Genomic DNA, 11,171 nt, shown 5'->3' with positions numbered 1-11,171 from the left:
TCCGGCTAGATAGGCGTTTTGGGAACCTGGGGTTTCCGGGAGGGCGTGCCCAGCACAAACCCCGCTCCGCCCCCCACGGGATCGTCCGTGGGGCCCGGCGCGGCTTCGGCTCAGGCCTTGCTCGTCCGCGTCGTCTTCTTCGCGGCGGGCTTGGTGGCCTTAGTGGTGGCCTTCTTGGCCGTCTTGGTGGCGGTCTTCTTGGCGGCCGTGCCGGTGACCTTCTTGGTGGCGGTCTTCTTGGCGGTTGTCTTGGCCGCCACCGTCTTCGCCCCCTTGCGCGGGGTCTTCACCGTGACAGCGTCGCTGATCCGGTCGGCGCCGAGGACCTCCTGGAGGAACTTCCCGGTGTGGCTGGCGGGAACGCCGGCCACCTGCTCGGGCGTCCCCTCGGCGACCACCAGGCCACCACCGGCGCCGCCCTCGGGGCCCATGTCGACGACCCAGTCGGCGGTCTTGATCACATCGAGGTTGTGCTCGATGACGATGACCGTGTTGCCCTTGTCGACCAGGCCGGACAGGACGGTCAGCAGCTTGCTGATGTCCTCGAAGTGCAGACCGGTGGTCGGCTCGTCCAGGACGTAGACCGTGCGTCCGGTGGAGCGGCGCTGCAGCTCGCTGGCGAGCTTGACGCGCTGTGCCTCGCCGCCGGACAGGGTGGTCGCGGACTGGCCGAGCCGGACGTAGCCGAGGCCGACGTCCTTCAGCGTCTTCATGTGCCGGGAGATCGCGGGGACCGCCTCGAAGAAGTCGGTCGCCTCCTCGATCGGCATGTTCAGGACGTCGGCGATGGACTTGCCCTTGTAGTGGACCTCCAGGGTCTCCCGGTTGTACCGGGCGCCGTGGCAGACCTCGCACGGGACGTAGACGTCCGGGAGGAAGTTCATCTCGATCTTGATGGTGCCGTCGCCCGAGCAGTTCTCGCAGCGGCCGCCCTTGACGTTGAAGGAGAACCGGCCGGGCATGTAGCCGCGGACCTTCGCCTCGGTCGTCTCGGCGAACAGCTTGCGGACGTGGTCGAAGACGCCGGTGTACGTCGCCGGGTTCGACCGCGGGGTGCGGCCGATGGGCGACTGGTCGACGTGGACGACCTTGTCGACGAGGTCGTCGCCGTCCACGCGCGTGTGCCGGCCGGGGACGCTCCGGGCGCCGTTCAGCTCGCGTGCCAGGTGCGTGTACAGGATGTCGTTGACCAGGGTCGACTTGCCGGATCCTGAGACGCCGGTGACGGCCGTGAAGACGCCCAGCGGGAAGGACACGTCGATGTCCTGGAGGTTGTTCTCGCGGGCTCCGTGCACGGTGAGCTGCCGGGAGGGGTCGCGCGGGCGCCGGATGTCGGGCAGCGGGATGGCCTTCTTGCCGGACAGGTACAGGCCGGTCTGCGACTCGGCGTTGTCGAGCAGCTCCTTGAGGGAGCCGCTGTGCACCACTTTGCCGCCGTGCTCGCCGGCGCCGGGGCCGATGTCGACGATCCAGTCGGCGACCTTGATGGTGTCCTCGTCGTGCTCGACGACGATGAGGGTGTTGCCCATGTCGCGGAGCCGGACGAGGGTCTCGATCAGCCGGTGGTTGTCGCGCTGGTGCAGGCCGATGGAGGGCTCGTCGAGGACGTACAGCACGCCGACGAGTCCGGAGCCGATCTGGGTGGCCAGGCGGATGCGCTGGGCCTCGCCGCCGGAGAGGGTGCCGGCCGCGCGGTTCAGCGAGAGGTAGTCCAGGCCGACGTCGACCAGGAACCGCAGCCGCTCGTTGACCTCCTTCAGCACGCGCTCGGCGATCTTCTTGTCGCGGGCGCTGAGCTTCAGCTCGCCCAGGAAGTCCGCGCAGTCGCTGATGGACATCGCCGAGACCTCGGCGATCGACTTGCCCATGACGGTGACCGCGAGGACGAGCGGCTTCAGCCTGGTGCCCTCACAGGTGGGGCAGGGCACCTCGCGCATGTAGCCCTCGAAGCGCTCGCGGCTGGCGTCGCTCTCGGCCTCGCTGTGCCGGCGCTTGACGAAGGGGATCGCGCCCTCGAAGGCCGTGGTGTACCGGCGCTCGCGTCCGTACCGGTTGCGGTAGCGGACCTCGACCTGGGTCTTGTGGCCGTACAGCAGGGCCTTGCGGGCGCGCAGCGGCAGGCCCGCGAAGGGCATGTCCGTCCGGAAGCCCAGGGCGTCCGCGAGGGCACCGATGAGGCGACCGAAGTAGTCCTTGGTGTGTCCGTGCGACCAGGGGTGGATGGCGCCCTCGTCGAGGGACTTGTCCTCGTCGGGGACGATCAGCTCCGGGTCGACCTCCATGCGCGTGCCGATGCCGGAGCAGTCGGGGCAGGCGCCGAAGGGCGAGTTGAAGGAGAAGGAGCGGGGCTCCAGTTCCTCGAAGGACAGGTCGTCGTACGGGCAGTAAAGGTGCTCGGAGTACATCCGCTCGCGCTCGGGGTCGTCCTCGGGGAGGTCGACGAAGTCGAGCACGACCATGCCGCCGGAGAGGCCGAGGGCGGTCTCCACGGAGTCGGTGAGGCGGCGCTTGGCGGTGTCCTTGACCGTGAGACGGTCGACGACCACCTCGATGGTGTGCTTCTCCTGCTTCTTCAGCGTGGGCGGGTTGGACAGCTGGATGGTCTCGCCGTCCACCCGCGCGCGGGAGTAGCCCTTGGTCTGGAGGTCGGCGAAGAGGTCGACGAACTCGCCCTTGCGCTCGCGCACCAGCGGCGACAGCACCTGGAAGCGGCTGCCCTCCGGCAGCTCCAGGACCTTGTCGACGATGGCCTGCGGCGACTGACGCGTGATCGGCCGGGCGCACTGGGGGCAGTGCGGCTTGCCGATGCGGGCGAAGAGCAGGCGCAGGTAGTCGTAGACCTCGGTGATGGTGCCGACCGTGGAGCGAGGGTTGCGCGAGGTCGACTTCTGGTCGATGGAGACCGCCGGGGAGAGGCCCTCGATGAAGTCGACGTCCGGCTTGTCCATCTGGCCGAGGAACTGCCGGGCGTAGGAGGAGAGCGACTCCACGTAGCGCCGCTGGCCCTCGGCGAAGATGGTGTCGAAGGCCAGGGAGGACTTGCCCGACCCGGACAGGCCCGTGAAGACGATGAGCGAGTCACGAGGCAGGTCGAGCGAGACGTTCTTCAGGTTGTGCTCGCGCGCGCCACGGACGATGAGACGGTCGGCCACGCCGGTCCGCACCTTTCTTGAGAGAAGTGACAGGGGCGAGGCCCCCGTCTTTCTCAGACTAGGGGGAGCCACTGACAACGCCGGTCGGATTCACCGGTTGTCAACAAACCCCGACTCCCCAGCATGCCCGACGCCGCATCCGACCATATAGCACGTGCATTCGATTTGCGGGCGTCGTCCGCCACCTTCACCCGAAGGTGTGGCGCGGTCTAAGGTCAGCACCATGATTGATCACGCGCATGACCTGGCGTCTGTACGTGACGCTACCGAGCGGCTGCTCAACGCGGTCGGGAAACTGGACAACGCGTCCGTGACGGAGTCGTCACGGCTTCCGGGCTGGACCCGGGGCCACGTCCTCGCCCACCTCGCCCGCAACGCGGACGCCCTCGTGAACGTCCTCGAAGGACGCCCCATGTACGTCTCCGGCGAGGCCCGGGACGCCGACATCGAGCGGGACGCCCCGCGCCCCCTCGACGCCCAGCTCACCGACGTGCGCGAGAGCGCGGTCCGGTTCCAGGACGCCTCGGCCGCGCTCGCGGACTGGTCGCGCACGGTGGAGCTGCGGGGCGGGATCACCGATTCCGCCTCCCGGTTGCCGTTCCGGCGGTGGGTCGAGGTGGAGCTGCACCACGTGGACCTGGGCATCGGGTACGAGCTGGAGGATCTTCCGGCGCAGTTCACGGAGCGGGAGACCGACTTCCTGGCCGCCCGGTTCGCCGGGCACCCTGACGTGCCGCCCACCCGCCTCACCGACGGCACGCGCGCGTGGAGCACGGGCCGGGAGGCGGGCGAGCCCGAGGTGACGGTCACCGGTCCCCCGGCCGACCTGCTCGGCTGGCTCGCCGGGCGCCGCGAGGGGACCGCACTGTCGGCGGAGGGCGGCCCGCTGCCGTCGCTGCCGCCGCTGTAGCCCGGGGACGGCGGTCTACGGACCGCCTCCCAGCGCTAGGCTGGCGTATATGACGTACAGCGGAGAGGTGCGGGTCGGTGGCCCCGCCGATGTGCACGAGCTCAAGGACCTGATGATCACCAAGGTCGCGGTCGGCCCGATGGACAACAACGCCTATCTGCTGCGCTGCCGGGCCACCGACGAGCAGCTGCTGATCGACGCCGCGAACGACGCGCACTCGCTGCTCGGCACGATCGGTGACGGCGGCATCGCGTCCGTCGTCACCACTCACCGGCACGGCGACCACTGGCAGGCGCTCGCCGACGTCGTCGCGGCCACCGGCGCCCGCACCTACGCGGGCCGGCACGACGCCGAGGGCATCCCGGTGCCGACCGACGTCCCGGTCGACGACGGCGACACGATCCGGGTGGGGCAGGTGGAACTCACCGCGCGCCACCTGGTCGGGCACACTCCGGGCTCCATCGTCCTGGTGTACGACGACCCGCACGGGCATCCCCATGTGTTCACCGGGGACTGTCTCTTCCCTGGCGGTGTAGGCAACACACACGACGATCCGAAGGCGTTCGCGAGCCTGATCCACGATGTCGAGACCAAGGTCTTCGACGTGCTCCCGGACGAGACGTGGGTCTACCCGGGGCACGGCAAGGACACCACGCTCGGCGCGGAGCGGCCCCACGTGCCGGAGTGGCGCGCTCGCGGCTGGTGACTGCCGGGCGTGCCTCGCGCGACGCGTACAAGGGCCGCCGGTTCCCCGATTCCCGCTCTCGGCCGGCGGCCCCCGCAGCTCAGGCCTGGGCCTGTCCCGCCCCGGCCAGCGCCGCGATCCGCTCCACGCCGAACACGTAACCCTGCACGCCGCACCCCGCGATCACACCGTCGGCGCGCTGGGAGACGTAGGAGTGGTGTCGGAACGACTCGCGCTGGTGGATGTTGGAGATGTGGACCTCCACCACCGGCAGCCCGTCGCAGGTGTTGAGCGCATCCAGGATCGCGACGGATGTGTGCGAGTAGGCGGCGGGGTTGATCACGATCCCGCAGTGGTTCAGCCGGGCCTCGTGGATCCAGTCGACGAGTTCGCCCTCGTGGTTGGACTGCCGGAAGTCCACCGTGCCGCCGTGTGCCGTCGCCGCCTTCACGCACAGTGCCTCGACGTCGGCGAGGGTGTCGGAGCCGTAGATCTCCGGCTGACGCTGACCCAGCAGGTTCAGGTTGGGGCCGTTGAGGATCATGATCGGGGCGTTGGCCAGGGTGCGGGGCACGGTTCCTCCGGTCCGTTCGGGGTGCGGCGGCCCTTGGCGGACCGCTGCTCGGACCCCGGTTTATCACGGTGCGCCGACGATCCGGCCGGCCGTACCCTCCGTGCATGACGCCGATCGCGTACCCGCCCAAGCCCTCGCCCGGCGACCGTGTCGCGGTGCTGTCCCCCTCCTCCGGTCTGCCTGGACTCTTCCCGCTCCCCTACGAGTTGGGCCTGGAACGGCTGCGCAAGGAGTACGAGTTGGAGCCGGTGGAGTACCCGGCCACCCGGAAGATGGGCTCCACGCCCGGCGAGCGGGCCGCCGACATCCACGCGGCCTTCGCCGACCCCGACATCAAGGCCGTGATCGCGTCGATCGGCGGCGACGACCAGATCACCGTACTGCCGCTGCTCGACCGGGAGCTGATCCGGGCCAACCCGAAGCCGTTCTTCGGTACGAGCGACAACACGAATCTGCTCGCCTACCTGCGCAACACCGGCATCGTCGGCTACCACGGCGCGAGCGTCATGGTCGAGCTGGGACGTCCCGTCGCCATGCACCCGCAGACCGCCGACTCCCTGCGCGCGGCGCTGTTCACCCCGGGCCCGTACGAACTGCGGCCCGCCGAGCGCTGGAACGACGTCGACCGCGACTGGGCCGACCCGGCGACCTTCGACGAGGAACCCGGTTCCCGGCTCGGGTCGGGATGGTCCTGGGTGAACGCCGGCCGGGTGGCCGAGGGACGCAGTTGGGGCGGCTGCCTGGAGATCCTCGCCGGGCTGCTGATGGCCGACCGCGAGATGGCCCGCGACCCCGCGGAGTACGACGACGGCGTGCTGCTCCTGGAGACCTCCGAGGAGATGCCGAGCGCCACGGAAGTCTTCCGCACCCTGCGCAACATGGGCGAGCGCGGGCTGCTCCGCCGTCTCTCCGCGCTGCTGATGGCCCGCCCGAAGACGTGGTCGTTCGAACGTCCCAACAGCCCCGAAGAGGCCGCCGGGTACGCGGCTGAGCAGCGTGAGGCGGTGCTGCGGGCCATGCGGGCCTACGCTCCCGAGACCACGATCGTCTTCGACGTGGACTTCGGCCACACCGATCCGCAGGTCGTCATCCCGTACGGGGGCACCGTACGGGTCGACGGGCCGGCCCGCCGCATCACCGTCACGTACTGACGCTCGCCCCGCCTACGTCTACGTCTCTGTCTATGTCTATGTCTATGTCTACGACGACTACGGGTTGACGGCGAGTTCCAGATACGCCGCGAACAGCACCAGATGGACGCCTCCCTGCAAGGGCGTGGCACGGCCCGGCACGACCGTCAGCGAGGCGACCACCACGGTCAGGGCGAGCAGCACCATGTGGGTGGAGCCGAGGCCGAGGACGAGCGGTCCGGAGAGCCATACGGAGGCCAGGGCGACCGCCGGGATGGTCAGGCCGATGCTGGCCATCGCCGAGCCGAGCGCGAGGTTCAGGCTGGTCTGCACGCGGTCGCGGCGCGCGGTGCGCAGGGCGGCGATGGTCTCGGGGAGCAGTACCAGCAGGGCGATGATGACGCCGACGACGGCGTGGGGCAGCCCTGCGGCCTCCACTCCGTCCTCGATGGTGGGCGACACCCCTTTCGCGAGGCCGACCACGCCGATCAGTGCCAGGCCCAGCAGCCCCAGGCTGATCAGGGCGGTGCGGGCCGGCGGGGCGTGGGCGTGGTCCTCGACGGTGATCACGTCGCCCTGGCGGGTGATCGGGAGGAAGTAGTCGCGGTGCCGCACCGTGAGGGTCGCGATGAACAGGCCGTAGAGGACCAGCGAGGAGAGTGCGGCGAACGTCAGCTGGACGGTGGAGAACTCCGGGCCGGGCGCGCTGGTGGTGAACGTCGGCAGCACCAGGCTGAGCGTGGCCAGGGTCGCGACCGTCGCGAGGGCCGCGCCGGTGCCCTCCGGGTTGAACACCGCGGTGCCGTGCCGCAGGGAGGCGACCAGGAGGCTCAGGCCGACCACGCCGTTGCAGGTGATCATCACGGCTGCGAAGACCGTGTCCCTGGCCAGCGTCGCGCTCTTGTCACCGCCGTCCGCCATGAGGGTCGCGATGAGCGCGACCTCGATGACCGTGACGGCGACGGCGAGGACCAGGGAGCCGAACGGCTCCCCGACCCGGTGGGCGACCACCTCGGCGTGGTGGACGGCGGCCAGTACGGCCATCGCGAGGACGATCGTCAGCAGCGCGACGACCGCGCCGGGCACGTCGCGCCCCCAGGTGAAGGCCAGCAGCACGACCGCGACCACGGGCGTGGCAGTCGTCCAATGCGTGATGAGCGCCCTGGGACGAGTGACCATGCGGAGATCGTCGCAGAGGGCGATGGGCCCCGCATTCTCTGTCACGCGGGCCGGGGAACCGGGTCACCTCGCTGCGATGTGCATGCCGGAAGCGGCGGGCGGCTCTTCGCCGCTCGCCGCTCCCGGTGCTGGTCCCCGGCGCCCGGCCGGGGGACCCTAGGTGGTCAGGCCTCGACGCTGTCCTTCGGGGCGTCGTCGTCCTTGGTGGCCGCCGCTTCCGCCTCGGCCTGCTTCTTGGAGGCCCGAAGGCTGGTGATCGTGGTGACGATCAGGACGGAGCAGATCACGCCGAGCGAGACCGGAATGCTGATCTCGGGGACGTGGACCCCGGACTCGTGCAGGGCGTGCAGCACCAGCTTGATGCCGATGAAGCCCAGGATCACCGACAGGCCGTACGAGAGGTGCACCAGCTTCCGCAGCAGACCGCCGAGGAGGAAGTACAGCTGACGCAGACCCATCAGGGCGAACGCGTTGGCCGTGAACACGATGTACGGGTCCTGGGTCAGGCCGAAGATCGCCGGGATGGAGTCGAGCGCGAAGAGCACGTCGGTGGTACCGATCGCGAGCATCACGACCAGCATCGGGGTCATGACGCGCTTGCCGTTCTCCTCGATCCACAGCTTGGTGCCGTGGTATCGGTCGGCGACGCCGAAGCGGCGCTCGGCCGCCTTGAGCAGCTTGTTCTCTTCGAACTCCTCGTCGTCCTCGTCGGCCCGCGCCTCCTGGATGAGCTTCCAGGCGGTGTAGATGAGGAAGGCGCCGAAGATGTAGAAGACCCAGGAGAAGTTGGCGATGATCGCGGCACCCGCCGCGATGAAGATGGTCCTCAGGATCAGGGCTACGAGGACACCGATGAGGAGCACTCGCTGCTGGTACTGCGTGGGCACCGCGAACTTCGCCATGATCAGGATGAAGACGAAGAGGTTGTCCACGCTGAGGGACTTCTCGGTGATGTAGCCCGCGAAGAACTCGCCGGCGGGCTGGCCGCCACCGAAGACGAACAGGCCTATTCCGAAGAGGGCCGCCAGGGCGATCCAGACGGCCGTCCAGATCCCGGCTTCCTTGATCGATACGTCGTGCGGCTTGCGGCCGATGAAGAAATCGGCACCGATCAGAGCGGCAAGGCCCACGACGGTCAGGACCCACAGGGTCACAGAAACTTCCACTACTACGCCTCCGGCAGTACGTCACACGGCAAATGTCAGCGTCGTCGCTGCCGGAGGTCTCTTCCACCCGGGTCCGGGACACGTGACGCGTTCGGAACCCACGGGCCGACGCCCCGGGATCTGGCCTGATCCGTATTGACGGGTACGCCGCACAGACAGGGAGTACTCCCCTCCGTACGGACGACACTACCCCATTCCCCAAGAGAAGGTAAAGAGATTCGCAAATTAAGCTCAAAAGACCAGCTCGGAGGCGGTCACCGGTCCCACGGACGGCGGGCTGCGGCGACCTGGGTGAGCACCTGCTGGAGCACTTGACTGCCGGGCGGCACGAGCGCCGGCTCGTACGTCCAGGCATGCCCGACCCACGGGTCGGCGAGGTGGTCGTCGGCCACCGGCGTCAGCCGAAGCAGCGAGCGCCACAGCGGGTCGAGCAGCGGCCCGTACCCGGCGGACTCCTCACGGTCGGCGACCATCATCAGGTGGACGCCCACGGCCGGCCCCTCGTCGGCGAGGTAGCGGAGCTGGTTCACCGCCCGGTCGTCGAAGCCGTGCGGGAAGTCGTTGACGATCAGGAGCTGCTGGGACGTGTCGAGGCCGGGCGGAAGCGCGTCGGGAGCGCCTCCGCGCAACGCCATCTGCACCAGGTCGACGCGCTGGGTGAGGCGGGCGAGCACGTCCGCCGTCCCGGCGGCGCCCAGGGCGGGCGGGGCCGCGAGCACTCCGGTCTGCACCAGCGGGGCCAGTGCCCGCGCCCCTGATCCGGCCGGGTCGATGACGTGCACGGTGAACTCACCCGCCGGATAGACGGCGAGCAGCCTCGCCGCGTGCGCGACCGCCGTCTCCAGCCCCAGGCGCCGCATCTCGTGGGAGTCGGCGAACGAACCGTCGAGCGAGGCGGAACGCCCGCTGTCGATCCACAGGCCGCGCTCCAGCGGCAACCGGACCAGCAGCGGGATGTGTATCCGGTCCGTCTCGGGGAGATGGAGATCGCCCAGCCGCAGGGCCATGGGGATCTCCATGGGTACGCGGTAGGCGTGCCAGACGGGGTTGTCCCAGCGCGCGTAGGCCGCCGGCAGGGCGGGCTCGACCACATCCGCTTCTGCGGCGAGCTGAGCGACGTCCCGGTCCAGGGCCTCCCGGGCCTGGGAGACGAGCTGGGTGTGCCGGGTGCGCGCCGCTTCCCGGGCGGCGTCGCCCTGGCCGCCGATCCGGCTGCGCGGGTCGGACAGGACCTGGTCGAGTTCCTTCTCCATGCGCGAGTCGGCGAAGTCGACGGCACTGCGGTACGCGGCCGTGGTGCGGGCCAGGTCCTCGAACATGCCCCACACCTGGTTGTAGAGCCGCTCTTCCATGGACCAGCCGGTGGCGTCGCCCGCGACGGGCCGCGCGGGCTGCCCGGGTGCGGCCGGGGGTGCGGTGGGTGGGGGCGGAGGCGGAGCGGCGTTCTGCCGGCGCGGGTGGCTGTAGTCGATCGGGCCGCCGGCGGTGGGCGCGGACGGCTGGCCGCCGGTGGCGGAGTCCCCCGGTCCGGCCGGATACGGCTGCTGCGTGCCGTGCCGTGCCGGAACGCCGGGCGTCTGCGGGTCGGACACACCCCGGGCGTCGTACGGGGACACCGGGGGTACGGGGCCGGGGGTGCCCTGGGGCGCGGCGGTGTCGTGGTCCGGACCGTGCGCCGGGGTGGCGGCCTGCCGGGAGCGGTTGCCGTCGGCCGTCCGTGCCGGGGGTGCCGGCACCGAACGGGCCAGGCCGCCGGCCACCGCCTCCTGGATGCTTCGGGCGAGCTGGTGGGCCTGGGGCAGGTTCTGGTCGGTGAGGAGTTCGGCGAGACCGCCCGTGTAGCCCTGGCCGACGGCGCGCACCTTCCAGGCACCCTGCCGCCGGTATAGCTCCAGCGCGACGACGGCTGACTCGGCCTCAAGACCGGTGATGGTGTAGCTGGCGACCTCGTCACCGTCGAGGCCCGTGACGGCGACGAAGGGGGCGGCGACGGCCCCGAAGCGGCCCGGGCCCATCCCGCCGGCGGGCAGGGCGAGCAGCACACTGACGCGGTGCACGGTGTCCGGCACGGCGTCCAGGTCCACCGCGAGACGATGGTCGGCGGCTGCCTGCCGGGAGACCTCCAGACCGGGCAGGGCGGGCGTGCCCGGGTGGGCCACCCATTCGACGCCGTGGACCCTGCCGTTCTCGTCGCCGAGCGTTGCTCCGGCCACGATCGGTGTGCCGGCCGAGACCCGGATCTCGAGACGGGCCCGGGGAAGCGGGTGGTTCTGTCCCCGCGTCAGCTCGGCCGTCATCGCCTTCCCCCTGTGTCACTCGTGCGTCACTCGTGATGTGTCGTGCGACGACCGCCCGTGCTGCTCACGGGGCCGGCC

General features: G+C 70.2%; 8 protein-coding genes. 3 read left to right on the top strand and 5 right to left on the bottom strand.

The features are described 5' to 3' along the window. Nucleotides 1-110 precede the first annotated feature (110 nt). Nucleotides 111-3,152, bottom strand: a complete 3,042-nt coding sequence (uvrA, locus tag ACFCZF_RS15255; protein WP_376672036.1) for an excinuclease ABC subunit UvrA — start codon at nucleotides 3,150-3,152, stop codon at nucleotides 111-113. A gap of 223 nt (nucleotides 3,153-3,375) precedes the next feature. On the opposite strand from uvrA, the gene ACFCZF_RS15250 reads away from it, so the two are divergent. Next, on the top strand, nucleotides 3,376-4,062 hold the full coding sequence (locus ACFCZF_RS15250) for a maleylpyruvate isomerase family mycothiol-dependent enzyme (protein ID WP_376672035.1): 687 nt from the start codon (nucleotides 3,376-3,378) through the stop codon (nucleotides 4,060-4,062). A gap of 49 nt (nucleotides 4,063-4,111) precedes the next feature. Next, entirely contained in the window at nucleotides 4,112-4,768 is a 657-nt protein-coding gene (locus ACFCZF_RS15245; RefSeq protein ID WP_375906241.1) for an MBL fold metallo-hydrolase, read from the top strand. A gap of 79 nt (nucleotides 4,769-4,847) precedes the next feature. Here the strand turns inward: ACFCZF_RS15245 and aroQ are convergent, their stop codons facing one another. Continuing rightward, nucleotides 4,848-5,321 (bottom strand): type II 3-dehydroquinate dehydratase, encoded by a 474-nt coding sequence (aroQ, locus tag ACFCZF_RS15240; protein ID WP_375906238.1) that lies wholly within the window; start codon nucleotides 5,319-5,321, stop codon nucleotides 4,848-4,850. 104 nt (nucleotides 5,322-5,425) lie between these two features. Here aroQ and ACFCZF_RS15235 point away from each other — a divergent pair, with 104 nt between their 5' ends. Beyond that, nucleotides 5,426-6,472 carry a S66 peptidase family protein gene (locus ACFCZF_RS15235; protein ID WP_376672034.1) on the top strand — a complete coding sequence of 349 codons (1,047 nt, stop codon included), beginning with the start codon at nucleotides 5,426-5,428 and terminating at the stop codon, nucleotides 6,470-6,472. Nucleotides 6,473-6,529: 57 nt separating this feature from the next. Here ACFCZF_RS15235 and ACFCZF_RS15230 read toward each other — a convergent pair whose 3' ends face one another. From ACFCZF_RS15230 to ACFCZF_RS15220, 3 genes are all read right to left on the bottom strand, one after another. Next, entirely contained in the window at nucleotides 6,530-7,630 is a 1,101-nt protein-coding gene (locus ACFCZF_RS15230) for a calcium:proton antiporter (RefSeq protein ID WP_376672033.1), read from the bottom strand. Between the two features lie 164 nt (nucleotides 7,631-7,794). Continuing rightward, nucleotides 7,795-8,796 (bottom strand): TerC family protein, encoded by a 1,002-nt coding sequence (locus ACFCZF_RS15225; RefSeq protein ID WP_376672032.1) that lies wholly within the window; start codon nucleotides 8,794-8,796, stop codon nucleotides 7,795-7,797. 254 nt (nucleotides 8,797-9,050) lie between these two features. Then, nucleotides 9,051-11,093: a TerD family protein gene (locus ACFCZF_RS15220; RefSeq protein ID WP_376672031.1), complete on the bottom strand. Its 2,043-nt coding sequence runs from the start codon at nucleotides 11,091-11,093 to the stop codon at nucleotides 9,051-9,053. Nucleotides 11,094-11,171 lie beyond the last annotated feature (78 nt).

The sequence above is a fragment of the Streptomyces sp. NPDC056296 genome, assembly GCF_042268605.1.
Taxonomy (GTDB): domain Bacteria; phylum Actinomycetota; class Actinomycetes; order Streptomycetales; family Streptomycetaceae; genus Streptomyces.
This window is presented reverse-complemented; position numbering and strand designations above follow the sequence as displayed.

What these genes read in the sequence shown, in the direction of transcription:
- ACFCZF_RS15250 (WP_376672035.1), top strand. Translation starts at nt 3,376, where the DNA reads ATGATTGATCACGCGCATGACCTGGCGTCTGTACGTGACGCTACCGAG.
- ACFCZF_RS15245 (WP_375906241.1), top strand. Translation starts at nt 4,112, where the DNA reads ATGACGTACAGCGGAGAGGTGCGGGTCGGTGGCCCCGCCGATGTGCAC.
- ACFCZF_RS15235 (WP_376672034.1), top strand. Translation starts at nt 5,426, where the DNA reads ATGACGCCGATCGCGTACCCGCCCAAGCCCTCGCCCGGCGACCGTGTC.
- ACFCZF_RS15230 (WP_376672033.1), bottom strand. Translation starts at nt 7,630, where the DNA reads ATGGTCACTCGTCCCAGGGCGCTCATCACGCATTGGACGACTGCCACG.
- ACFCZF_RS15220 (WP_376672031.1), bottom strand. Translation starts at nt 11,093, where the DNA reads ATGACGGCCGAGCTGACGCGGGGACAGAACCACCCGCTTCCCCGGGCC.